The sequence below is a fragment of the Thalassobacillus devorans MSP14 genome, from assembly GCF_000496835.1.
GTDB classification, from domain to species: domain Bacteria; phylum Bacillota; class Bacilli; order Bacillales; family Halobacillaceae; genus Thalassobacillus; species Thalassobacillus devorans_B.
In genome coordinates this window covers 352,448-377,988 of the sequence record NZ_KI543237.1, presented here as the reverse complement: position 1 = coordinate 377,988, position 25,541 = coordinate 352,448, and the positions used below count along the sequence as shown (strand labels likewise).

24 protein-coding genes are annotated in these 25,541 nt (G+C 41.7%); 22 read left to right on the top strand and 2 right to left on the bottom strand.

The features are described 5' to 3' along the window. Positions 1 to 24: 24 nt before the first annotated feature. From larB to P855_RS0112300, 4 genes are all read left to right on the top strand, one after another. Positions 25 to 720 (top strand): nickel pincer cofactor biosynthesis protein LarB, encoded by a 696-nt coding sequence (gene larB / locus P855_RS22090; protein ID WP_037986041.1) that lies wholly within the window; start codon positions 25 to 27, stop codon positions 718 to 720. Next, positions 701 to 1,951 carry a nickel pincer cofactor biosynthesis protein LarC gene (gene larC / locus P855_RS0112310; protein WP_028783859.1) on the top strand — a complete coding sequence of 417 codons (1,251 nt, stop codon included), beginning with the start codon at positions 701 to 703 and terminating at the stop codon, positions 1,949 to 1,951. Before larB ends, larC begins: the two co-directional genes overlap by 20 nt. 187 nt (positions 1,952 to 2,138) lie before the next feature. Beyond that, positions 2,139 to 3,101: a 2-hydroxyacid dehydrogenase gene (locus P855_RS0112305; RefSeq protein ID WP_028783858.1), complete on the top strand. Its 963-nt coding sequence runs from the start codon at positions 2,139 to 2,141 to the stop codon at positions 3,099 to 3,101. A gap of 61 nt (positions 3,102 to 3,162) precedes the next feature. Beyond that, on the top strand, positions 3,163 to 4,569 hold the full coding sequence (locus P855_RS0112300; protein WP_028783857.1) for a hypothetical protein: 1,407 nt from the start codon (positions 3,163 to 3,165) through the stop codon (positions 4,567 to 4,569). On the opposite strand, the gene P855_RS21535 is transcribed toward P855_RS0112300, so the two are convergent. Continuing rightward, positions 4,522 to 5,193: a FadR/GntR family transcriptional regulator gene (locus P855_RS21535; protein ID WP_051353198.1), complete on the bottom strand. Its 672-nt coding sequence runs from the start codon at positions 5,191 to 5,193 to the stop codon at positions 4,522 to 4,524. The genes P855_RS0112300 and P855_RS21535 overlap by 48 nt on opposite strands. 191 nt (positions 5,194 to 5,384) lie before the next feature. On the opposite strand from P855_RS21535, the gene P855_RS0112290 reads away from it, so the two are divergent. From P855_RS0112290 to P855_RS0112275, 4 genes are read left to right on the top strand one after another with little or no spacing between them, the layout of a single operon-like run. Next, a complete protein-coding gene (locus P855_RS0112290; RefSeq protein WP_028783856.1) occupies positions 5,385 to 6,107 on the top strand; it encodes a FadR/GntR family transcriptional regulator in 723 nt (240 codons plus the stop codon). 56 nt (positions 6,108 to 6,163) lie between these two features. Then, complete coding sequence (locus P855_RS0112285; RefSeq protein WP_028783855.1) at positions 6,164 to 6,847, top strand: RraA family protein; 684 nt, start codon at positions 6,164 to 6,166, stop codon at positions 6,845 to 6,847. After that, positions 6,840 to 7,913 (top strand): Ldh family oxidoreductase, encoded by a 1,074-nt coding sequence (locus P855_RS0112280; protein ID WP_051353197.1) that lies wholly within the window; start codon positions 6,840 to 6,842, stop codon positions 7,911 to 7,913. Before P855_RS0112285 ends, P855_RS0112280 begins: the two co-directional genes overlap by 8 nt. A 34-nt stretch (positions 7,914 to 7,947) precedes the next feature. Next, positions 7,948 to 8,856 carry a fumarylacetoacetate hydrolase family protein gene (locus P855_RS0112275; protein WP_028783853.1) on the top strand — a complete coding sequence of 303 codons (909 nt, stop codon included), beginning with the start codon at positions 7,948 to 7,950 and terminating at the stop codon, positions 8,854 to 8,856. 270 nt (positions 8,857 to 9,126) lie between these two features. On the opposite strand, the gene P855_RS0112270 is transcribed toward P855_RS0112275, so the two are convergent. Then, complete coding sequence (locus tag P855_RS0112270) at positions 9,127 to 10,842, bottom strand: IlvD/Edd family dehydratase (protein ID WP_028783852.1); 1,716 nt, start codon at positions 10,840 to 10,842, stop codon at positions 9,127 to 9,129. Between the two features lie 327 nt (positions 10,843 to 11,169). On the opposite strand from P855_RS0112270, the gene P855_RS20885 reads away from it, so the two are divergent. The 14 genes from P855_RS20885 (at position 11,170) to eutS (ending at position 25,523) form a co-directional block, all read left to right on the top strand. Beyond that, entirely contained in the window at positions 11,170 to 12,435 is a 1,266-nt protein-coding gene (locus tag P855_RS20885; RefSeq protein WP_037986039.1) for a lactate racemase domain-containing protein, read from the top strand. A 15-nt stretch (positions 12,436 to 12,450) separates the two neighbouring features. Continuing rightward, positions 12,451 to 12,750 carry a UxaA family hydrolase gene (locus P855_RS0112260; RefSeq protein WP_028783851.1) on the top strand — a complete coding sequence of 100 codons (300 nt, stop codon included), beginning with the start codon at positions 12,451 to 12,453 and terminating at the stop codon, positions 12,748 to 12,750. Position 12,751: 1 nt separating this feature from the next. Beyond that, a complete protein-coding gene (locus P855_RS0112255) occupies positions 12,752 to 13,921 on the top strand; it encodes a UxaA family hydrolase (protein WP_028783850.1) in 1,170 nt (389 codons plus the stop codon). 132 nt (positions 13,922 to 14,053) lie between these two features. Next, positions 14,054 to 15,073 carry a tripartite tricarboxylate transporter substrate binding protein gene (locus tag P855_RS20880; RefSeq protein ID WP_161628820.1) on the top strand — a complete coding sequence of 340 codons (1,020 nt, stop codon included), beginning with the start codon at positions 14,054 to 14,056 and terminating at the stop codon, positions 15,071 to 15,073. A gap of 56 nt (positions 15,074 to 15,129) precedes the next feature. Continuing rightward, positions 15,130 to 15,603, top strand: coding sequence for a tripartite tricarboxylate transporter TctB family protein (locus P855_RS0112245; RefSeq protein ID WP_028783849.1), 474 nt, complete (start codon positions 15,130 to 15,132; stop codon positions 15,601 to 15,603). A gap of 12 nt (positions 15,604 to 15,615) precedes the next feature. Next, entirely contained in the window at positions 15,616 to 17,148 is a 1,533-nt protein-coding gene (locus tag P855_RS0112240; RefSeq protein WP_028783848.1) for a tripartite tricarboxylate transporter permease, read from the top strand. A 17-nt stretch (positions 17,149 to 17,165) separates the two neighbouring features. After that, complete coding sequence (locus P855_RS20875) at positions 17,166 to 18,167, top strand: 2-hydroxyacid dehydrogenase (protein WP_051353195.1); 1,002 nt, start codon at positions 17,166 to 17,168, stop codon at positions 18,165 to 18,167. A 30-nt stretch (positions 18,168 to 18,197) separates the two neighbouring features. Continuing rightward, on the top strand, positions 18,198 to 18,983 hold the full coding sequence (locus P855_RS0112230) for an SDR family oxidoreductase (RefSeq protein ID WP_028783847.1): 786 nt from the start codon (positions 18,198 to 18,200) through the stop codon (positions 18,981 to 18,983). Positions 18,984 to 19,375: 392 nt separating this feature from the next. Beyond that, entirely contained in the window at positions 19,376 to 20,737 is a 1,362-nt protein-coding gene (locus P855_RS0112225; RefSeq protein WP_028783846.1) for an ethanolamine ammonia-lyase subunit EutB, read from the top strand. A gap of 30 nt (positions 20,738 to 20,767) precedes the next feature. Then, positions 20,768 to 21,613: an ethanolamine ammonia-lyase subunit EutC gene (gene eutC, locus P855_RS0112220; RefSeq protein ID WP_028783845.1), complete on the top strand. Its 846-nt coding sequence runs from the start codon at positions 20,768 to 20,770 to the stop codon at positions 21,611 to 21,613. Between the two features lie 111 nt (positions 21,614 to 21,724). After that, complete coding sequence (locus P855_RS0112215) at positions 21,725 to 23,149, top strand: sensor histidine kinase (RefSeq protein WP_028783844.1); 1,425 nt, start codon at positions 21,725 to 21,727, stop codon at positions 23,147 to 23,149. Between the two features lie 3 nt (positions 23,150 to 23,152). Beyond that, positions 23,153 to 23,749 (top strand): ANTAR domain-containing response regulator, encoded by a 597-nt coding sequence (locus P855_RS0112210; RefSeq protein ID WP_028783843.1) that lies wholly within the window; start codon positions 23,153 to 23,155, stop codon positions 23,747 to 23,749. A gap of 155 nt (positions 23,750 to 23,904) precedes the next feature. Continuing rightward, a complete protein-coding gene (gene eutH, locus P855_RS0112205; protein ID WP_028783842.1) occupies positions 23,905 to 25,182 on the top strand; it encodes an ethanolamine utilization protein EutH in 1,278 nt (425 codons plus the stop codon). Beyond that, positions 25,182 to 25,523, top strand: a complete 342-nt coding sequence (eutS, locus tag P855_RS0112200; protein WP_028783841.1) for an ethanolamine utilization microcompartment protein EutS — start codon at positions 25,182 to 25,184, stop codon at positions 25,521 to 25,523. The genes eutH and eutS overlap by 1 nt, the downstream gene beginning before the upstream one ends. Positions 25,524 to 25,541: the final 18 nt, after the last annotated feature.

The window sequence follows — 25,541 nt, the reverse complement described above, 5'->3', positions numbered from 1 at the left end:
GTAAAAAGACTGAAGGTGAACCAATTGAAAAAATTCGAAGATTTAGGATTTTGTAAAGTAGACACTGATCGCGAACAACGGACAGGTTACCCTGAAGTGATTTATGGAGAAGGAAAGTCAGCAGACCATATTTCTCAAATAATGAGCCGGTTGATCGACCACCATGAAAAAGTGATGGTCACCCGTTTATCTAAAGAGAAAGCGTTATCATTGCAAGAAACGTTTCCACAAGCGAAATATGATGAAACGTCACGAATTTTATTATATGGCGAACCGACCCGAAGGTATCCGGGAGAAATATTAGTGTTGTGTGCGGGTACTTCGGATCTATTTGTTGCAGAAGAAGCTGCACTTACAGCCGAATGGATGGGCTGTAAAGTGAAGAGGGTTTATGATGTCGGGGTCGCCGGTATTGATCGTTTACTTGCTCATCGGGAAGAAATCACCCAGGCAAGTGTACTGATCGTAGTCGCCGGTATGGAGGGGGCTCTGCCAAGTGTTGTAGGCGGGATGGTCAAAAGACCGGTAATTGCTGTCCCGACCTCCGTAGGATATGGGGCACATATGGAAGGGTTGACACCACTTCTCTCGATGCTTACATCCTGCGCTTCTGGAATGAGTGTCGTAAATATCGATAATGGTTTTGGGGCTGCGTATCAGGCTGCGTTAATTTTACAGCTTGCCTCAGAGGAGGTCGAACATGAAAAACCTTTATCTTGATTGTCAATCCGGTATTTCTGGAGATATGACCTTGTCTGCGCTAATCGATTTAGGTGCTGATATAGAGTACATCACATCTCAGTTAAAAAAGCTGCCCATTGATCCATTTACCATGGACGTAAAACAGGCAGATAAACAAGGAATTTCTTCTAAACAGTTAGTACTTCAATTTGATGAAGTTGCTCATGAGCACTTCCATACAGCAGCGTCCTCTGTTCATAGCCATTCCCATGCTCATCATTCTACTCATCATCATGATCATTCTCATCGCCATGCTTCAACGATCTTCCGGATGATTGAAGAAAGTGACTTGCCTGAGCGGGTAAAACAAAGAAGCCTTTCTGTTTTTGAAGTCATTGCCAGGGCGGAAGGGAAAATACATGGAATGGATCCTTCTGAAGTGCATTTCCATGAAGTAGGAGCCATGGACTCCATTATCGATGTCATCGGCGTAAGTCTTGCCTTAGAGAATTTAGAAGTCGATAAAATAATCGCTTCACCCGTTCCGACAGGTTATGGAAAATTAATGATGGCACATGGACTTTATCCAATTCCTGCTCCTGCTACGGCAGAAATACTTAAAGGGGTGCCTTTAGCCGACTTCCAGGTGGAAGGTGAACTGACGACACCTACAGGTGCGGGTTTCATCAAAGCCTTAGTTAGCGATTTTGGCCCCCTGCCAGCTATGCGTATAGAAAAAATAGGATACGGAGCAGGGAAGAAAGATTTTAATCATCCAAATGTTTTAAGAGCGGTACTTTTTGAAGCGGAAGATCATGCTAAAGTGGAATCAATTACAGTGCTCGAATGTCACATCGATGATATGGCAGGAGAGGCAATGGGATATTTAATGGAAAAAGCGCTGGCTAATGGTGCTCTGGATTTATATTATACACCGATTACCATGAAGAAAAGCCGGCCTGGTATATTGATTACCGTGTTAAGCAAACCGGACGACGCTTTCTTTTTCGAGGACTTATTATTAAAAGAAACCAGTACCTTTGGGGTACGTAAGTCAAATTGGGAGAGGAACATACTGGATCGGCGTTTTCAAAAGGTGGATACCCCTTATGGGACAGTAAGTGTGAAAATCGGATATAGACACGGAGATATTTATAAAATCACTCCAGAATATGAGGATATTAAAAAGGCTTCCATCAACCATCAAGTTCCTTTTAATAAGGTGTATAGATTGGTTGAGCAGATAGCCGCAGAACAAATAACGAATTGACCGTAATGAAAAGGCGAATCGTTCCAGTTCAATAAAATACTCAAATTTATAAAGAATCCAGACCGTACACAAAGTGATGTAACGACTAAATCCCCGACTGATCATTCGAGAATCTTGTGGAGGGAACCAGCATGCATAACTTTCCAATGAATAAAAAATTTATAATATGAGAATCGGAGGTAAGTCAGTGAAACCAAAGGTGTATATTACCAGGAGATTGAATGGCCGCTTAGTGAAAAAGATAGAAGAAATTTGTGATGTGAAAATGTGGGAAGAAGAAGATGTCGAGGTACCTCGGGACATTTTAATGAAAGAGGTGCAAGAAGTCGATGGCTTGCTTTGTATGCTGACAGAAAAAATCGACGAGGAGCTGCTTTCAGGTGCGAGAAACTTAAAGGTTGTCAGTAATATGGCAGTGGGTTATAACAACATTGATATCACTGCAGCTAAAAATAGAGGTGTTACTGTAACAAACACACCTGGTGTATTGACTGAAACGACGGCTGATTTAACGTTCACCTTGTTAATGGCAACGGCAAGAAGAATTGTAGAATCATCTGATTATTTACGAGAAGGAAAATGGGAAACATGGTCTCCGATGCAACTGACAGGGCAAGACGTTCATAGGGCGACACTGGGGATAATCGGAATGGGAAGAATTGGGGAAGCGGTTATAAAGCGGGCAAAAGGATTTGATATGAACATCTTATATCATAATCGGAATCGAAAGCATGGTATAGAAGAAGAGCTGGGAGTTGTTTATGCAGGGCTGGAGGAGCTCTTACGTGATTCGGATTTTGTCTGCGTCCTGACCCCTTATACTTCAGAAACGCATCACCTTATATCTGAAAGAGAGTTTTCATTGATGAAGGAAACGGCTGTTCTTATTAATACGGCGCGAGGAGGTATTGTGGACGAAGAGGCCCTTTATCATGCACTTAAGCATAGGAAAATCTGGGCAGCAGGACTGGATGTGTTTGAGCAAGAGCCCGTACCTGTGGATCATCCACTTCTGGCTTTGCCTAATGTCGTTACGCTTCCTCACATTGGGAGCGCCAGCATTCAAACAAGATTAAAAATGGCTGATCTTGCAGCCGAAAATCTATTACGAGCATTAACAAAGCAAACGCCAAAGCATGTAGTCGTCTAGCTAATATTATTATGTCACATCTATAAAGGAAATCATTAAAGGGGTTAAAGGTGGAGTGAAAGTGGCACAGGTGCATGCAGAACAAATATTAAATAGAAGTTTTGGAATAAAAAGTAACCTGATTATAGGAATGTGCCTTTTTTATTTTTTGAACTTTTTTATACAGGCCATCAACTTTGAGATAGCCCTGGCACTCCTCAGTTTGAGTGTTTTCTTTTTAAGTTTACGTCACGCAAAAAGTACACCTCGTGTGCTTGCCTGTATTATGTTTGTGCTGGGAATATTTTTTACGCTGTCAAAAGGGGAGGGCATCGCTGAGATTTCTAGTGGGATTACTATGAATCTCCCTTTATTAGTTTTAGTCCTGTTAGTACCCTTACTATCCATCCCTTTAAAAATCAGAGGATATTTCAAGACTGTACGGTTCTTTTTGGAGAATATGGCGGTAGATACAAAGAAAATTTTCGGGAGTATCTCTTTTTTTATATTTTGTATGGGACCGGTCTTAAATCTGGGCTCTATACGTGTTTTACACGAAACGATCAAGGATATCAAACTCTCCTCAGTGCTATTGGCTAAGTCTTATCTGGTTGGATTTTCAACTGTTATTTTATGGTCGCCGTATTTTGCTTCCGTAGCCCTGGTCTTGTATTATCTTGAAGTTCCTTTTGCGAACTATGTACCACTTGGTTTAACCATGGCCGTTATACAAATGTTCATAGGTAACCTGCTGTTCCGATTTTATTCCAGATCTAATGGCACAGAACAAGGCAAACAGGAAGAGGCGGCCATAACCGAAGTCAAAGAGGTGAACATTCAACAAAATAATATTCATAAGAAAAAATTATGGTCATTAATTGGAATTATCACCTTGTTAATGGGATCCATTTTCTTACTGGAGTACATTACTAAATGGCCGATGATGCTGTTAGTAAGCGTGGTATCTGTAGGCTACCCACTCCTATGGTCACTAGTCACCAGGCAATGGAAAAGTGTTGAGAAACACTTTATTGAATTTAAAGACCGTTCACTACCACGCATGAACAATGAAGTTGTTCTGTTCATTAGTGCTGGCTTATTTGGAAAAGCGCTGCAAGGTACAATTATTGCAGCATCTATCCGGAAATTTCTTAATCATATTGCCTCGATGTCTTTTCTATTATTCATACTGGCAGTGATGGGGATCATCGTGTCCTTATGCTTCATCGGTATTCATCAGATCGTTGTAGTTACCGTTCTTGTCACTCAAATGGATGCATCTTTTATTGGTACTTCACCTGAAGTTCTTGCACTTCTGATTATGATTTCCTGGTCAATGGCTGCAGTATTAAGTCCGGTTAATCCGCTGAATCTACTCGTTAGTGGTTCCGTCAAACACTCAGGCGTGGACGTAGGGTTCAAGTGGAATGGCATCTACCTTTTATCTATGTTCGTCATAGGAACCATCTTCGTTTATGCCGTCCACTGAGTTAGACTGTTCCTGAAAGGATTGGAAAAATTCCTGTAAGGTTTGTTGATCTTTTTTATAAAAAGCAATCTTCAGGTCATCAAGTTTTAACGGCGATGTAACAGTCTGGAAGAAATGATGATTGGTTAACAGGGCATAAATATTATTCCATATGGAGATGTAATACTCATTCGATAGTTGTTTTCCAAGTTCATTGATCCATCCGGAAAATTCTTTCCAAAAATCTTCAGTTTTTCCTGACTGAAGACTGATGGAAGTATCCTGTTTTAAAGATGTAAAAATAATTTTCTCTGCGTTCATTAAAGCGATATCAAAGTATTTATTCAATTCTTTCGAGTCGGTTTGGTTCTGTGTAATAGTCATAGGTATCAAAAAAGGGGGTGGTTCAGAGACAAATGTCCCCCCACCTTGTCTTGATTCCAGGTATCTCAGAAGTTCTAATATTCTTAAACCTTCTCTTACCGAAGATCTGCTTACTTCAAGTAATTCACTTAATTTTCTTTCTGGTGGCAGTTTATCACCTTTTTTTAATTCTTCGTCCTGCATATAAAAGATGATTTGTCGTATGACTTCCTCAAACATTCGTGGTACTGTCTCTAGTTGATATTTTTTACTCATTATCATCACCGTCTTTTCCTTTATGTAATATATTTTACCAAAAAGCTTTATACAAAAATAGTGAGTAGGGTATTGACTCAACGGTAGATTTTATATAAAGTAGCTAGTAAGAGTAAAAATTTTCTGAATATTGGTCAGACCATCATAACAAATAACAGGATAAAGGTAATACATTAATTAATGAGATGGTGATAGCAATGGCATTAAAGCCGATTAGAAAAAAACGATTATTTGAAGAAATTATTCTGGCAATAGAAGAATACATTCATGAGGAAGGGATACGGCCGGGTGAGCGACTGCCTTCCGAAAATGAACTTTCTACAATATTCCAGGTAAGTAAAACAGCTGTCAGAGAAGCAATGAGTGTATTGCACGCCAATGGAGTCATTGAAAAAAGGACCGGAGCTGGAATCTTCCTAAAAGAATTATACGGAGAGAGTATTGCGGAGAGGGTAACGAACAACCTGCTTGATCGCAGTGAAATGCAAGAAGTTTTAGAGTTTCGCAGGGGAATGGAAGTAGAAGCTGTCGCATTGGCTGCTATCAGGGCTACAGATAAAGATATAGAAGTGATTCGCCAGGCACACCAAAACCTGGTAGATGCCCATAAGGCCGGCTCGCTGGGTTTAGAAGAGGACTATATATTTCACTACTCCATCATCCTTGCTTCCCACAACTCTATTTATAAAGATGTGTTTGACAGGGTTTCTAATAAATTTGAGGAAGTAATGAGAGTAAGTAAAATGCAATCTTCAAAGGTCCCGGGAAGATTTATAGAGGCATACAAAGAACATGAACAAATACTGAATGCGCTCCGACTAAAAGATCCTCAGGCTGCCTCCGAAGCAATGAGGCATCACCTTACACAAAATGAGAAGAAAATTTGGGCAAATATTAAGCAGAGTAAAGAACCGATGTAAGGTTCTTCTCACTATAAAATGGTCAGACCATAATAAAATTATAAAGGAGGAAGTGAATGAGAAGCGTAGGGTTCCGAATCAAGGAAAATTTTGAGAGATTAGAGGAAGAGGTTATAAGAGGGTTTCAAGATATACCCACCCCCAATATTGGCGATGTAATGGGAAGGCAGTGGGCGATGCATCATTCTATTAAACCGGTTAATCATCCTGGCATGCACATTGTTGGAAGCGCATTCACCGTGAGAACACATCCTTCAGATAACCTTCTTGTACATAAAGCCATGGATCTTGCTAAACCTGGAGACATCATTGTCATCGATGCCTGCGGTGACATGGGAAATGCCATTTTAGGGGAACTCATGTGTCATTATGCGAAAGTTAAGGGAATTGCGGGCTATATTGTTGATGGCCCTGTTCGGGATTTGAAAGGTATTGCCGATATGGGATTCCCGGTTTTTGCTAGAGGAGGTACTCCGCGTGGTCCATATAAAGAAGGACCGGGAGAAATTAATACAACAATCAGCTGTGGTAACGTGCCTGTTTCACCGGGCGATATTGTCGTAGCAGATGATGATGGAGTCATTATTATTCCTAAGGAAGATGTTACTGCTGTAGCTAAAGATGCAAAAGAGTTAGCAGCAAAAGAAGTGGAAATCATCAAGTCTATTTATGATGGTACATGGGATAGAACATGGGTGGATGAAGTCCTTCAAAAGAAAGGGTGCTTAGTATTTGAATAATTATCAAGGAGAACGGATTCCTAAAGAAAATTTAGAAACCTTTGTTGAAGAAATCTTTCTTAAAGCTGGGCTGGACGGGGAACAATCTAAATTAACTGCCAGGCACCTTGTTTTCGCAAACTTGAGAGGAGTAGATTCTCACGGTGTCAGTCGAGTGGGAATTTATACAAAACGTCTGGATAAGAACCTTTTGAATAAAAAGTTTGAACCGGTTATCAAGCGTGAATCTCCTGTGAGTGCTTTAATTGATGCTCAAAATGTCTCAGGAATCCCTGTCGCCACCTATGGAATGGAACTGGCAGTTGAAAAAGCCAGAAAGTCTGGAGTCGGAATTGTAGGCATCAACAATTCCAATCATTGTGGGATGATGGCAGATTACGTTAAGAAAGCTGTTGATAATGATTGTATTGCCATTGCTACCACCAACGCTCCATCCAATATGCCTCCTTGGGGTGGAAAGGAGCGTTTCTTTGGTACCAATCCATTTTCGTATGGGGTACCTGCTGGTGAAGAAACTAATATTTTATTTGATATGGCTACAAGTAAGGTGGCCAGAGGAAAGATAATATTGGCAGAAAAAAATAAACAGGAGATACCATTAGGTTGGGCGTTATCGCCTGAAGGGACTCCTACCACTAATGCAAGTAAAGCAGTGGATGGCGTGGTGTTACCTGTCGGGGAACATAAAGGGTATGGGATAGCATTTTTAGTGGAAACCTTGTCTGCACTCTTTACCGGCGCTGCATTCGGCCCTTATATTGGCGATTTATATAAGGAATTAAACCATGCTCAAAACGTAGGGCAGTTCTTTTTAGTAATGCGAGCTGACTTATTCCAGGAGCTGGAGACATTTAAGAAGAGAATGGATCAAATCATACGGGAAGTAAGGGAAGTTCCATTAATGGATGGTGCAAAAAAGATATACCTTCCTGGGGAAATGGAAATGGAAACAGCAAAGGAACGAGAGGAAAATGGCATTCCATTATCACTGGAGGTCATCGATGAACTAGCCCAGGTGGGACAACGCTATAAAATAGAGCCTACGCTCATTAAAACCTATGTCTAACATTGAATAATTAAATTAAAAGGGGAGAGTAAGTATGAGATTAGCTACTGTAAAAAGAAATGGAGAAGAAAAGGCTGCTGTCATTACAAAGAAGGGTGCAATATTGATTGAATCCATTAACCGTAACCTTAATCTCAATTGGAGTACAAACTTATTCGATTTGGTACAATCAGGACAACTCAATCATTTACAGGAATGGTACCGGACTGAAGGTGAAAGTAAATTAGATGACTTTTTTGAAGTGATATCTAACGAGGATGTTGAGTATGGACCTTTATATAGGCACCCACGAAAAATATGGGGGATAGGCCTGAACTATGTAGAACATGCCTCTGACTTAAGTGAACAAGCACCCAATAAAGAACCGGCAAGCTTTATGAAGCCAGATACAACAATCATTGGCCCTGGGGACCATATTAAAGTCCCACACCAATCAGAGCGGACAACTGCTGAAGCTGAGCTGGGCATTATTATCGGGAAAGAGTGTAAAAATGTAAGCGAAGAAGATGTACCAAATGTCATTGCAGGTTTTACTACGATCATTGATATGACTGCTGAAGATATTTTGCAGCATAACCCACGGTATTTAACGAGATCGAAAAGCTTTGATTCTTTTTTCAGTTTTGGTCCGGAACTCGTTACTCCTGATGAAGTCGATGAGGTATTGGATTTAAATGTTTCCACTGTTATCAATGGGGAATTACATCGCAAAAATGTCGTTTCCAATATGACTTTCAGACCTTGGGATCTGGTTTCTTTTCATTCCAAAGTTATGACACTGTTACCGGGTGACATTATCTCTACAGGGACCCCGGGAGCTGTTGTAATAAGAGATGGAGATGTTGTAGAATGTCAGATTGATGGGTTTAATAAACTGGTAAACCCGGTCAAAGATCTAAAAGTATCATCTGTACGGAAAGAAATAGAAGCAGCCAACAAGTAAATGTCGTGTTAAAAAGGCTATTCTGATTAGAGAATAGACTCAGCTTGCAGAGAAACACTATGGTTTTTCTGCAAGCTTATTTTTTTGCCCTGTTCGGGCAAATTCCTCATACGCCGTGGGGGGGGAGCAGTTGGATAACCCCTACCAACAGTTCAACATCGAATAAGATTAATGTTGTTTAAAAAAAGTATACGAAAAATAAAGACCGTTGGGATTTCCCCTACGGTCTGTGGCAATTATAATCAGTATTCCTTTTTTGTCCTGAGACTTTTATTCTGTTTTTACTTTTTCCTTGTTTGTCGCGAGGAGAAAGTCGAAGTCACATCCCTTGTCTGCTTGTAAGACATGATTTTGATAGAGGCGTGTATACCCTCTGTCTTCAAATATCGGAGCTGTCCATTCGGTTTTCCTTTGCTGTAATTCCTCCTCCGATACGTGAAGTTCCAACTTGCGATTTTCCACATCGAGTTCAATTATATCTCCAGTTTTTATCAATCCAATTGGTCCACCGACTGCTGATTCGGGAGCAACGTGCAGGATTACAGTTCCAAATGCTGTTCCACTCATCCGGGCATCTGAAATCCTCACCATATCGCGTACCCCTTGTTTTAGCAGCTTATTAGGAATTGGGAGCATCCCGGCTTCCGGCATTCCTGGTGCTCCTACAGGTCCGGTGTTTTGTAAAATCATGATATCCTCAGGACTGATATCCAGTTCAGGGTCGTCAATACGATTTTCAAGATCCTGAGAAGATGTAAACACCACTGCTCTCCCGGTATGTTTCAATAATTCTGATGAAGCAGCTTTTGGCTTGATGACAGCACCATCTGGTGCAAGGTTACCTTTCAGAACAGCTATCCCACCCTCTTTATGTAAAGGAGAATCAAAGGATGTGATGATATTTCGATAAACATCAGATACTTTGACATCATGAATACTGTCTCTTAAAGGAGAACATGTTACCGTCATTTCATCTAAATGGAGGAGGGACTCTAATTCTTTTAGAACAGCAGGGGTTCCACCTGCTTTATAAAAGTCTTCCATTTGGTATTGACCGGCTGGCCGTAAATTAGCAATAAAAGGCGTCGTCCTGCTTAATTGATCAAATAAATCAAGAGGTAATTCGATACCCAGGCGTCCGGCGATTGCTGTGAGGTGAATGACAGCATTCGTTGAGCCGCCAACCGCCATCAATGCCCGGATACTATTTTCAAGAGAATTTCTCGTGATGATTTGGGAAGGCCTTAAGTCTTTTTCAACTAATTCTACAATCTTTTTGCCTGTGTCAATGGCATGTTTCATTCGTTTATTCTCTGTGGCAGGGATAGCCGCTCCTCCAGGAAGCATCATTCCCATCGCTTCAGCACAAACAGCCATCGTACTTGCACTTCCCATTACCATACAATGACCAGCTGTAGGTGCCAAAGCTGCGTTGATCTCTTCAATACTTTCCTCATCAACTTCTCCGCCACGATATTCTTGCCAGAAGAAACGGCAATCTGAGCAAGCTCCAAGCGTTCTCCCTTCATATTCACCATTGTTCATCGGTCCGCCTGTAATCATGATGGAGGGAATGTCGGCGCTCGCTGCACCCATCAGTTGGGAAGGAGTCACTTTGTCACATCCGCCAATTAGAACAACTCCGTCAATAGGTTGGGCTCTTATCATTTCTTCTGTATCCATAGCCGCCATATTCCGATACAGCATCGTGGTCGGACTGGTATTGATTTCCCCAAGGGATATAGTAGGGAACTCCAAAGGTATGCCCCCAGCCATTAATACACCTTTTTTAATGGCATCGATTATCGGTTGGATATGGGAGTGACAGCGGTTGATTTCACTTTTCGTATTGCAAATACCGATGACAGGCTTCTCGAAATCTTCTTTTTCAAACCCCAGATGTCGATTGAATGCCTGTCTAATGAATTTGCTGAAGCCAGAATCTCCATAAGAGGTAAGTTTTGTTTCTTTTTGTTTCCCAGTCATGTTATTTCCTCCTTAATAAATATCATTTTATATTATGGTATGACCAATATGTATGGACTATCTTTATAACCATACTATCATAATATCGGAATAACAGAAATAAAATTCAGAATATTATGTAGTTAATTGTGGATCTTTAGCACATGATTTAGGATATGAACCGCTATAACCATTTTAAAAGTTGTTTAAATACTCTTGACAAAATTTTCTGAAATATTATAAGATAACAACAACTCAATATAATTTGCGAAATTTTATATTCACACACTTTAATTGGTCTGACCATATTAATATTATAAATTAGATCAAAATAGAAGGGAGGAAATAATGGTGAAAATGGTGGAGATTAAACAGAAATTTTCAAATGAAAAACTTAGCTTTGTGGAGCAAAAAGTTCAAGAAGAAATTATGCAAAACTTACCTGTAAGTCAGTTGCCTCTCTCTGCAGACATAGCTATCACAGCGGGGAGCAGAGGAATCACTAACATTGTGGCAATTTTAAAAGCGACAGTGGCCACGCTTAATTCCATGGGTTTTAACCCTTTCTTAGTACCAGCCATGGGGAGTCATGGAGGTGCCACGAAAGAAGGACAGCTGGAAGTATTAAAGCACCTGGGTATTACAGAAAAATCTGTAGGAGCTCCAATCCGCTCATCAATGGAAACAGAATTCATTGGTACGACCCCGAATGGTAAACCCGTGTATATGGATAAAATAGCGTATCAAGCTGATGGGATAATAGTTGTCAATCGCGTCAAAGCTCATACAGCATTTCGCGGCAATGTCGAAAGCGGGCTCAGTAAAATGGTCACTATCGGCTTAGGGAAAAGAAAAGGTGCATCTTTTGTACATAGTGATGGAGCATTACAAATGGCGGAAAATATTGAAAGCGTATCCAAGTATGCCCTCGAAAACACAAATATACTGATGGGCTTAGCAATTATCGAGAATGGCTACGATGAAACTTCCGACATAGTTGCAATAAACAAATCCGAGTGGCATCAAAAAGAAGCCGAACTGTTAAAGTGGTCAAAAAAGATGATGCCACGGCTTCCAATTGAAGATATTGATCTATTGATTGTAGAAGAAATGGGAAAGAGTTTCAGTGGAACAGGTATGGACCCGAATATCATTGGGAGATGGAGGATCAATGGTGTACCTGAACCAACGAAGCCAAGGATAAGTAAAATTGCTGTCTTAGACCTTAATCATGCCTCATTTGGTAACGCTCAAGGTGTTGGGCTTGCTGATTTCACCACTAAACGTTTGTTTGACAAGATAGACAAAAAATCTACCTACACGAATGCACTAACCAGTACATACCTTCAACGAGCTATGATTCCACTAATCTATGAAACTGAAAAAGAAACGATTGAAACCGCTATCCAGAGTCTCGGCCCAGATAAAGACATAAGTGATAGTAAAGTTGTCCAAATTCCGAACACCCTGCACTTAAGTAATATATTCATTTCAAAAGCAGTGTTAAAACAGATGGGAGACGATAACAGGTGTTTCGAAATTCTAGGTGAACATGAGCTTTCCTTTGATGAAACTGGCGATTTAACCAAAAAACTTACGGTTTATTCTTATTAGAAAGGAGGGGGGCTCTTGGAAACAGCTACACAAACCAAAAAAGGAGCGCTCGTCATACACCCTGATGACAATGTTGCTGTAGCTCTATCGGACTTGAAAAAAGGGGAAAAATGCTCGGTTAGGCTGGGAGAATCAGAGCAGTGGGTTACTGCTTTAGATGACATTAGTTTTGGTCATAAATTGGCGCTTTGCCCAATTGGAAAAGACGAAAGCGTCTTAAAGTATGGAGAGGAAATAGGGAAGATGAGCGAAGTTGTCAATACAGGAGGATGGATACATACCCACAACATGTATTGTGAGAGGGGGTTGAAGTAGATTGACCGACACTTTTATGGGTTATGCCAGAAAAGATGGACGAGTAGGGATACGAAATCAGATTGCTGTTATACCATCCGTTTTTTGTGCCGCTAAGGTAGCGGAACGGATCGCTTATCAAGTACCTGGATGCGTTTATTTCAGACATCCGGTTGGCTGCAGCCAGGTAGGAGAAGATCTCGAGGTAACAGCCAAGACATTAATTGCGATAGGCAAGAATCCGAATTTTGCGGGTGTCGTGGTAGTTGGATTAGGTTGTGAACGTTTTTCACCCTATGAACTGGCAAAGGGCATTGCCCCTTCTGAGAAAATGTTAGAAACAGTAGTGATTCAAGAAGAGGGTGATTCTTTAGCTGCTATTCAAACAGGGAGCAAGATCGCACGAGAAATGCAGCAAATCGCTTCCAGGCAAACGAGAGAGGAATTTCCAGTTAGCGAACTAATGGTTGGGTTGAACTGCGGGGGTTCGGATATGACCTCAGGGCTTATAGCCAATCCTGCACTGGGATATGCATCCGATAAACTTGTGAGCCAGGGTGGTTCGTCATTATTAAGTGAAATTACTGAATTAATAGGGACAGAAGACATATTAGCTAGAAGAGCGGTGGATAACGAGGTTGCAAGGTCGATTAAAGAAACCATAAGTGCTACGGAAGAAAAGCTTAGAAGACAAACTCAGAATTCTAGTAACAAAGCACGGACCCATCTCATTTCGAAAGGAAACTATGATGGGGGTCTATCCAGTGTGGTAGAAAAATCCTTAGGGAGCATGAAGAAATCGGGCAATGCCGAATTCTGCGGGGTGATCCGGTATGGCCATCAACCAGATAAGAAAGGATTATTTCTCTTAGATTCACCTGGTCATGATGGCGAAGTGTCAACAGGGGAAGTTGCAGCGGGTGCACAAATCATCTTATTCCCGACCGGGCGTGGTACTCCGACTGGTTTCCCGGGAATACCAGTAATCAAAATTACCGGTAACCCAAAAACATATATAAAAATGAAAGAAAATATCGATATCAATGCTGGCGCGGTTCTGAATCAAGAAAAAACCCTCGAGCAAGTAGGGGAAGAAATTTACCAAGAGATTTTAGAAGTCGCCTCAGGAAAACATGTAAAAGCTGAAATATTGGGGCATGATGAACAATTTTGTGTTACTCGCCTTCCTTAGTTCCAAAAATGAAAGCGCTTTTACAAGAGGGGAGAACTTTTAAGTTTAATGAGGGAGGGGGTAAGACACAAAGAATGCATGGGCAGGATGCTGAGAAAAGAGTTTTAAAATTTATAAAAGGAGATGAAAGATGTGAAAAAGTTACTCTCAATACTTATGTTATTTGGAATCATTTTGGTGTTAGCAGCATGTAGTGGGGATGCGAATGGAAATTCTTCAGAAACTAACGGAGGATCAAGTGAAGAATCTAGTAGTGGAAATGCGGAAGGTTTCCCTGATAAGCCTATAAATGTAATTGTTTCTTATGCTGCTGGAGGAGGAACGGATACTGGTGCCCGGATTCTTTTTCCATATGTAGAGAAAGAGCTGGGTGTGGATGTGAATATTATTAACAAACCTGGTGGTGGTGGCTGGGTTGGCTGGACTGAACTGGCAAATGCTGATCCGGATGGTTATACGATTGGATATATCAACACTCCAAACCTAATGACAGGGTATTTGGATCCAAAGTATAAACGTGACGAGAGCCTTGAGAGTTTTGAACCAATTGCTAACCATGTAGTAGATCCCGGGGCAATTGCTATACGTGCTGATGAAGAAAGATTTACCAATATCAAGGAATTAATTGAATACGCCAAAGAAAATGAATTGACAGCAACTTCTACTGGTGTTGGTAGTGATGATCATTATGCTTCTCTTAAGTTGAATGACAAATTTGGTACTAAATTTAAAGCTGTTCATAACGGTGGGTCTGCAGATAGTCGTGCGGCAGTACTGGGAGGACATGTTGATGTACTGTTTGCCAATGTTGGGGAGTTGACCTCGCTTCATAATGAAGGAAAAGTCAAAATTATTGGTGTGATGGGTAAAGAAAAGTCTCCTTTCCTAGAAGATGTACCAACTTTAGCTGAAGAAGGTTATGAAGTATACTCCTGGTCTGCACGTGGCTTAGCTGCACCAGCAGGTATTGATGAAGAAAAACTTGAAGTTCTTCGTGCGGCTTTAGAAAAAGGAATCAAAAACGAAGAACAAAAAGAGAAAATGGCTGAAATGGGACTGGAAGTAGAATATTTAGATGGTGAAGAATATGATCAGTTACTAAAAGAAGATGAACAAGCAGTGAAAGATTTATCAGATCTTATGGGATGGTAATTTGAAATTGAGCCGGGTATAACTACCCGGCTACATATTTAGAAGGGGGAGGAAACGTGAGTAAAAATATACATCAGGATTTATATGTAGGATTAATCATCATTGGGGTTTCGATTTTCCTATTTATTAAAACATTTGGTCTTATTGAGGAAGCTGCTAAATACCCGCAAGCATTATTGGTTATTTTTGCATTTTTCGGAATCCTTATAGCTGCAGGAGGAATTAAAAAAACAAAGAAGATAAGGAATGGAGAAGAACTGAATTATGACGGGGATGAAGCTCTTTTGAATGTAAAACTGCTCAAATCTCCTCTGATTACCCTTGGCATCGTGATTGTCTATGTCCTTCTCCTTACTTATATCGGTTTTTTTCCTGCAACTATTCTCTTTATGGCCGCCTATCTAGGTTTTATGCAAGTGAAAAGCTGGAAGGCTTATGTGTTTACAATAGCGGGTTTAAATTTATTTATTTATCTAGTTTTTGTGATGCAATTGAATGTACAACTACCCGCAGGAATTTTCTTTGAATAGGAGGTGTTGAATTTGAACGCTGAGATTTTAGGTCAAGTTGTTCAAAATTTATTGTCTTTCCAAACCATTGTTGCGTTATTCCTGGGTGTTTTTGGAGGTATTATTATCGGGGCGCTTCCTGGTTTGAGTGCCACTATGGCAGTAGCTTTATTGGTTCCTGTTACTTTCGGAATGGAGCCGGTAGCAGGGCTGACCATGTTAACCGCCATTTACACCTCAGCTTTATACGGCGGGTCGATATCAGCTATTTTGATTCACACCCCAGGTACACCGGCCTCAGCTGCAAGTGCGCTTGATGGCTATCAGATGACCTTGAAAGGCCAGGGGGCAAAAGCGATAGGGATGGCTACAGTTTCTTCCATGATTGGAGGAACCATCAGTGCGCTTGCATTATTATTCCTTGCTCCTCCACTTTCAAAAATATCCCTGGCTTTTAGTGCACCTGAATATTTTCTGATTGCTGTGTTCGGTTTGACCATAATTGGAAGCCTGGCGGCAAAGTCAATGGTCAAGGGGCTCGCTGCCGGGGTCATTGGTTTGTTAATTGGTGTGATTGGAGTTGATATTCTAACGGGGTACCCACGTTTTACATTTGGAAGCATGTCCTTAGAATCAGGTATCTCTCTTGTACCCGCAATGATTGGGCTTTTTTCTTTATCACAAGTGATGATTCAAGCAGAAAACCGTGGAAAGAAAAGTAAAAAAATCTCCGCAGATGCCATGTCAGGAAGGGTCTTACCGACAAAGAAAGAGTTTAAAAGTGTTTGGGTAACTATATTACGATCCTCAGGGATTGGTACCTTTGTAGGGATGTTGCCTGGTGCTGGTGGCGATATCGGATCATGGGTGGGATACAATGAAGCAAAACGGTTCTCAAAAAATAAAGAAAAGTTTGGTACTGGGTGCATCGAGGGAGTTGCAGCCCCGGAGTCTGCTAACAATGCAGTTACAGGCGGAGCGTTAATTCCTCTCTTGACTCTTGGTATACCAGGTAGTTCCACTACTGCTGTCCTGTTGGGAGGATTGATGATCCAGGGGCTTGTTCCTGGTCATGAGCTATTTACTACCCACGCGAATATTACCTACTCAGTCATTTTCGGATTTATTATAGCCAGTCTCTTGCTAGGCGTAATCGGGTTACTGGGAGCGAGATTTTTTATTAAAATATCAGGGGTATCCGAAAAGATATTAGCCCCGATTATTATTGGTCTTTGTGTAGTGGGGTCTTACGCTATTAATAATAATATATTTGATGTTTGGGTAATGGTAGCCTTCGGTTTAATTGGATATTTGATCAGGAAAACTGGTTTCCATCCCGCACCGATCATTCTTGGGATGATTTTAGGACCAATAGCTGAAAATGGTTTAAGACAATCCATGTTAATGGCTAAAACAGATTTATTAACTTACTATTTTACACGTCCTATCTCTGTAGTTTTAATTGCCCTTACTGTTATTTCCTTATTTTCTCCATTAGTAATGAAATGGTGGGAAAAACGGAATGCGGGTAACATGGAGGAAACAGAAGAAACAAAAGTTGTTTAATTATAGGAGGAGAAAGAGTGATCAATAGAATAATTCTTTATTTTGATAAAACTACGGATGAATTTAAAGATATCTTATTAGGACATAAACCGTCTGGGTTTGACTTGCTTTTTTGGCATGAAATGGAGGAAGCGGAACGTGAAAAAATTCTTCCTGAAGCCGACTATTTATTAGCAGCAACTTACAAAATAGGAGACGAGATCTTTTCAAAAGCGGTTAATGCCAAGTTGCTTCAAAAAACCGGGATAGGGGTGGACCATATTGATTTGTCTTCTGCTGATAATTATCAACTCCCAGTTTCCAATACTCCTGGTGCCAATGCGACTGCTGTAGCTGAGCTGACAATTTTAATGATATTAGCTTTGTATAGGAAACTGCCATTAATGAATAGGTCTACTAAATCAGGCCAATGGGAAATGTGGGAACATCGTCCAACTTCCTTTGAATTGGAAGGGAAAACTCATGGATTGATAGGTTTTGGTAATATCGGCAGACAAACCGCCAAAAGATCCCATGCATTTGGCGCTAATATCATTTATTATGATGCATTTCGAGCTGCTCCAGAACATGAGAAAGAACTTGAAGCCAAGTATTTGCCACTAGAAGAAGTGTTAGCTCAAGCGGATATTATCAGTTTACACATTCCTCTCTTGCCTGAGACGAAAGGGCTTATAGGAAGTAAAGAACTCACCGTGATGAAGCAAAATGCTATTCTAATTAATGTCGCACGTGGAGGAATTGTAAAAGAAGATGCATTATATCAGGCGCTAAAAGAAGGTAGCATCGCTGGAGCCGGCATTGATGTATGGGAACAAGAGCCGCCTAAAACTAATATTCCTTTGTTTAATCTTGATAATGTAATTGCGACTCCTCATATAGGAGCAGGGACAAGGGACACCTTAAATAGAGTTCTGAAAACAGCATTTCTTAATATTCAGCGATTGGATCAAGGAAAGTCACCTGAATTTGTTGTTAATAACGTAAAACACACTAATGGTAATAAAGTTTACACAGAGTAAAAAGAAAACTGTTTTAAAGGAGAGAGGTAAATGGATTTAAATCTGGAGGGAAAAGTAGCACTGGTTGTGGCGTCAAGTCAAGGGTTGGGTAAAGCAATCGCTGCCCAGCTAGCCAAAGAAGGAACCAATGTCATGTTAACAAGCCGTAACGAAGATAAGTTGCAAAATGTACGTGATGAACTGCAAGGAATAGGGAAAGGAAAGGTTTCTTACTTCCCGGCAGATATCAAAAACGCAGGAGATATAACATCTCTGGTAACCAAAACGAAGGAAGAATTCGGTAAAATTGATATACTGATTAATAACGCTGGGGGGCCTCCCGGAGGAACTTTCGAGAAATTCTCGGATGAAGAATGGCAACATGCGTTTGAGTTAAATTTATTAAGTTATATCCGGATCATCAGAGAAGTCCTTCCTGACATGAAAGAAAACGGTGGAAGAATTATTAATATCGCCTCCTCATCTATCAAACAACCAATACCGGGGTTAATATTATCCAATACCTTCCGTTTAGGAATTGTAGGCCTTGCTAAAAGCTTGGCGGAGGAGCTGGCTCCACACAACATCCTTGTCAATACTGTTGCGCCGGGTAGGATTGCTACCGACCGGGTGGCTCACCTGGATCAGATGAAAGCTGAGAAACAAGGAGTAGCTAAGGAAGATATAGAGGAAGCTTCTAAAAAGAATATTCCTTTAGGACGTTATGGTAAGCCGGAAGAATTTGCAAAAGTCGTTACTTTCCTTGTTTCTGATGCCAGTACATATATGACTGGGAGTTCATTTGTTGTCGATGGAGGAATGGTTAAGTCGATTTAAATTCCTAAAATAGTATTACAAAAGTGAAGCCTGAATAAAGTGTATCTCCTGCAGATGACATTTTGGAAGTCAGGCTATCTAAAAAAGATGATCTCTATATTAGAAGAGATCATCTTTTTTCGTATGTTTAATATTGCAGATGAAAAGCTCTTTCTTTACTACTACATTAGTAGATTGCCGGAAAAATGATTGGCTTGCACCATCTTTTAATGGAATATGGAAATTATTATAAACAGAAAAATCTTTATTTTCAGAAATACATTTGATATACTAGGAAAAAGTGAATTTACGTAGGTAAAGGTGCCTAACTCATTAGAGTAATTTCTAATGGTTGGGCACCTTTTTGTTTTTCACGACACATATAAACGACCAAAACAAAGAGGGTGAGTGGAATGAAGTTAACGTGTCGGCTTAGGAATGAAACGTATCAATTCCGTTCTATCGCCGATGTCCTCGCGAAAGCGAGCGAGGAGAAGTCGGGGGATGTGATGGCTGGAATCGGGGCTGCTTCCTCACTGGAGCGGATGGCTTCTAAGTATGTGCTAAGCGAGCTGCAGCTGAAGGATATTTACGAAAATCCGGTGATTCCCTATGAAAAGGATGAAGTGAGCCGAATCATTTATGAGGATGTCAGCGCCTTTATTTACAAGGAAATAGCTGACTGGACGGTTGGCGAGCTACGGGAATATATCTTGTCGCACTCGACAAACGGCAATGATTTGAAGCGGTTGAGCAGAGGGCTGACAAGTGAGATGATATCTGCTGTCGCGAAACTGATGTCCTCGCTTGATCTGGTGCTCGCATCGCAAAAGATGAAGCACCAGGCTCACTGTAATACGACAATTGGTGAACCTGGAAGGCTTGCCTTCCGCTGTCAGCCGAATCATCCGGTTGATAACCCGGACGGGATTCTTGCCTCGATCAAAGAGGGGTTGTCGTATGGCTCGGGCGATGCAGTCATCGGTATCAATCCAAATAATGAGTCCGTGGCTTCGGTCGCAAAGATACTTACCATGAGTCATGAATTGATTGAAAAATGGAAGATACCTACCCAGAATTGTGTCCTTGCTCACATCACGACACAAATGAAAGCGCTTCAACAAGGGGCGCCGGTTGCTTTGATGTTCCAAAGCCTGGCGGGGACACAGACTGCTAATGAAGACTTTGGGGTATCTCAGAAAATATTAGATGAGGGTTACGAGTTGATGCGTCATAAAGGAACATCGGCAGGACTGAACTTCTTTTATTTTGAAACTGGCCAAGGGTCAGAAGTGTCGCTCGATGCCCATTCCGGTGTAGATATGCAGACACTTGAAGCGAGGACTTATGGATATGCGAAACATTGGAAGCCGTTCATGGTCAATAATGTTTCCGGCTTTATCGGTCCTGAAACGCTGTTTGACGGGAAGCAGATGATCCGTTGCGATCTGGAAGATTTGTTCATGGGTAAACTCCACAACCTGCCGATGGGAATTGCGCCAACTTATACGAATCACATGCAATGTGATCAGAATGACCAGGAAATTGCCGGGATGCTGACCACTGTTGCCGGGGCCAATTTTTACATGGGAGTGCCTGGCGGCGATGACGTCATGTTGAGCTACCAGGATACCAGTTATCATGATGATGCCAGCTTGCGGGAAATGCTTGGGCTGAGACCGCTGGCGGAATTTGAGAAGTGGCTGGAGAAAATGGGAATCATGGAAGACGGCCGGCTTACGGAAAATGCTGGTGACTTGTCCATTTTTGATTAAATAAATTTCACGGGAAAGGAGAGTGATCTGATGGATATTGAGAGTATTGTAAAAGAAGTCATGAAAGAGATGGAAGGGCCCACGGAGGAAAAAACAATTAATCGAACAGCAGAAAGAGAATTTGTTTATCATTTTGAAAAAATGGTCACCGTAGAAGAACCGAAAAACAAAGATTCCATCGCCCATGCTCAGCAAGGCACGCCCGCTCGAATTGGGATCGGCCGATCGGGCACGAGGATGAAGACAAAAAACTATCTCGATTTCAGGGTCGACCATGCGGCAGCCCAGGATGCCGTTTTCAAAGATGTCGCCGATTCAATACTGGACAAAATGGATCTGCCGATTCTCCATTCGAAAGCTTCATCGATGCAGGAATACTTGATGAACCTAGATGTCGGCAGGAAGCTTAATGAGGAATCTGTCAAATGGCTGAAAGAAAATGCGCCGAAAGGAAAACAGGTGCAGATCATTGTATCTGATGGACTCAGCTCAACTGGGGTCGAAGATACGATTCCTGATCTGCTGCCATCGCTAGTACAGGGGCTGGAAGCCAAAGGATTGTCGATGGGAAAGCCGGTGTTCATCCGTAAAAGCCGGGTCTGGATTCAGGATGAAGTCGCCTCGTTGGTTGATTGCGATGTCGTCGTATCGTTGATTGGTGAACGGCCAGGACTTGCTACCTCGAAAAGCATTAGTGCTTATTTAATTTATTGTCCAAACGAAAACAGTGTCGAAGCTGACCGCACCGTCTTTTCCAATATCCATGAAGGGGGTGTCCCTCCGATTGAAGCAGGTGCTTATCTATCTGAGGTCATTGAAGGTATGCTTCACCATAAAGCAAGTGGGGTCAAGTATGCTCAATTAAAGAATAATTGACGAATTGACAAAATATGCTGAATATTGACAAAACTATCACCCCCGATTATAATGACTAGTAGTTTCGTAACATGACTATAGGAAAAAAGATAGGCGGGGTGATAAGGTCTGATGTTAGCAACTGCATCTATCGAGTCTATTTGTCAACAGCATACGAATTTATCCAATGAAGATATAGAAAAGGTCATAGAAGTCAGTCAAACGATTCAGCTCACCGCAGACTTGTCTAAAGCCAACATTTTCATCGATTGTCTGATGGCAGATGGAAAACAGGCAATCGTAGTTGCGGAGGCTTCACCGACTACGGCTAAACCGATATATGAGAATCAGGTAGCGGGCATGAAAGCATATGAAGCATTTGAACCGGCTGTCCTTTATTGCCTTCGCACCGGCAACCCGATGACTTCGAATCGGGCGATTACACAGGAAAGAAAAAAAGTCGAGCAAAGTGTCGTGCCGATCCATGGATCGGAAGGAAATATCATCGCTGCGTTGATCATGGAGAAAGATATCAGTGATCAACTGAAAAAGCAGGAAGAAATGAAAGCGCTGTCAAAAACTACCGAATCCTTAAGCGGTGTGCTGGTGGGTGTATCCGATAATCAGCCGATTATTCCAGAGCTGATTGAGGAAGCATTATTTTTCGTAGAACCTGATGGCAATCTGCTTTATTCCAACCCGACGGCCATCAATTTGATGCATGGGCTGACTGGGGAAGAATGCAGGTGTGGAGAAAATATCATTCATTATCTGCCTTTTTTAGCGGATGTCATTACGGAATCCGATGAGCTGCTGGTAAGAGAGATGGCGATCTCCGATAAGATCTTTAAGGTCAAAAAAATCCATTTACCGCAAAACGAAAAGTATAACGGCATGTTCGTCATTTTAAGGGATCTGACAGAACTGCGAGAAAAGGAAAAGGAGCTGGTCATGAAATCAGTTGCAATCCAGGAAATCCATCATCGCGTCAAAAATAACCTTCAAACGGTGGCAAGCTTGCTTCGTCTTCAGATGCGAAGAGGGATTCCAGAAGAAAGCAAGGTCTATTTCCTGGAAAGTTTGAACCGCATCTTAAGCATCGCTTCTGTCTATGAAGTCATTTTATCGAACAGCAGCATCGATGAAGTCGATATCTATGAGCTTATCGAAAAAATCGGCAACATGCTGGTGTATACAGAAGGACAGGCTGGTGCCAACATTCAAATCCAATTTGACGGAGAGCCATTGACCATCGAGTCGAAACGGGCCGTGTCGATTGCATTGATTATTAATGAGCTCATTCAGAATTGCATTAATCATGCATTTAAAGGAAGAGATACCGGCAAGGTGCAGGTCACTTTCAAGCAGGAAGAAACGTTCATTCATATTAAGGTGATAGATGATGGCGTAGGCTATGTACCACATAGTAAGTCATCGTTAGGGCTGGAGATTGTCAATATGATGGTCGAGCACGATCTGGCAGGCACATTTACGATTCAAAAAGTCGATCAAGGATCTGAGGCTGCTATAACATTTCCTTTAAAAGGAAGAGGGTAATCTATGAATAAAAGAATTGTTTTAGTAGAAGATGAGTCTATTGTTCGTATGGACATATCGATGATTCTGAAAGATGCCGGCTATGAGGTAGTCGGGGAAGCAGGTGATGGGGAAAGGGCGATTGAAGTTGTTCATGAAAAACAGCCGGACCTCATTATCATGGACATCAAAATGCCGAAGCTTAACGGTTTGAAAGCTAGTAAAATCATCTCGCAAAAATTTAATATCCCGATTCTTTTGCTGACTGCATATAGTCAACAGGATTTTATCGATAAAGCAAAAGAAGCCAACATTGTCGGTTATATTGTAAAACCGGTGTCTGATGACCGGCTGATCCCGGCAGTGGAAATCGCTTTACACCAGGGCGATGTATCCGAGCAATACCGGGAGAAAGTAAATGAAGCGAATCATCGTCTGGAAGAGCGGAAAGTTATTGAAAAGGCTAAAGGAATTTTAATGGAGCGTTTCGGATACAGCGAAGAAGTTTCTTATAAGAAGATGCGAAAGACGAGCATGAACAAACAGGTTCCCCTCGAAAGGGTTGCTAAGCATATAGTAAAGAAGTATTCGACGAAACAACTGCAAGCTACAAGTGAATAATTCTAGCGAAGGTGCTGGCTGATTGGAGAATTTTTTGCAATTCCCCATTCTCTGGCACCTTTTTGTCATTTGAGAGACCTGGTTTACATCCCAATTGGGAGATTTAACTGGTCAGGGAAATAATAAAATTCAAAAAATGAAAGTGAGGAACTTATATGGTCTTGGTTGGAAATATTGTAATTTATATCATCATGGCCTGTGCGGTTGCCGGTGCGATTGCATCCATTAAAAATAGTGAAGAAGGACTTGGCGGTCAATTCATGGAAGGGATTCATACCGTCGGTCACATTTTTGTTCCAGCTGCAGGTGTCATGGCTTCTATCCCGTATTTATCAGCATTTATCGACAAGGTGTTCGGCCCGTTATTTGAAAAAATCGGTGCCGACCCGGCGATTGCTGCGACGACAATACTCGCATCTGATATGGGTGGATACCAGTTAGCCAGCGCTTTGCAGGAATCCTATGAAGGTTGGATCATGGCTTTGATTGTCGGGTTCATGGCGGGGGCGACCATCGTTTTCTCGATTCCGATGGGGCTTGCGATGCTCGATAAGCGGGATCACAAGTATATGGCGCTTGGTGTCATGTCCGGGATCTTAACGATTCCAATTGGTGTTTTCATCGCCAGTGTACTGATTACGATCACCAATACGAAAGTAAGGGACATTATTTCTACAAATACAGAATCTACGTATGAATTTGCGATCAGTTACTTGAAGATTTTTTCTAACCTGACGCCTTTGATTGTGTTTGTTGTATTGCTGGCCTTAGGTTTATACTTCCTCCCAGACATGATGATCAAAGGATTCATGTGGTTTGGAAGAGTGATGGACGCCGGCATTAAGCTCGTTCTGGTATTTTCCATCGTCGAAATTTTCACCGGACTTTTCACCAATGTGTTCGGCGGGTGGGGATTCGACCCGATTATGGCGGACAGTGAGGATCAGTTCCGGGCGCTTGAAACCGCGGGTTACATTGGTATCATGCTGGCAGGTGCTTTCCCGATGGTCTATTTACTGCAAAAATATTTCTCTCGTCCACTGGAAGCGATGGGGAGGAAACTTGGACTTAGTGCGATCGGCAGTGCCGGGCTGGTTGCAACGATCGCTAATATCCTTGCGATGTTCAAGCTGGTCCGTTCGATGCCGCCGAAAGATAAAGTTATCAATATCGCTTTCGGTGTCTGTGCCGCATTCTTATTGGGCGACCACTTATCCTTTACGGCGAACTTCCAGCCGACATTGATTCTTCCAATTATCGTCGGAAAATTCACCGCCGGTTTGACTGCGATCGGTTTCGCTTATTGGCTTTCTGTTCCGAAGGCGCGTGAATTGGAACGAATCGATCGAGAGACTGGAGTCATTGAGAAAGATGAATATAAAGAAGAGGAAAAATTCGAGGATGACGTTGTGGCAGCATCGGAGGCTAAATAATGAGTGAAGAAAAAAAACGGTTCATCCAGGAGTTTGTGCCAGGTAAACAGATTACGTTAAGCCACCTGATTGCCAACCCGGATGTGGATATGTTTGAAAAACTCGGTATTGAAGAAACAGGGGCACTCGGCATTCTCACCTGTACCCCAAGTGAAACAGTCATCATCGCAGGGGACTATGCTACGAAAGCTGCCCATGTCAGTATCGGTTTCCTGGATCGTTTCACAGGGAGCCTTGTACTGATGGGGAGTGTAGCGGAAGTGGATATGGCGATGCGGGAAGTCAACCGGTTTTTAGCAGAAATGCTCGGATACACCCCTTCTGAAATTACAAAATCATAACAGGAAGGGAGGATCAGG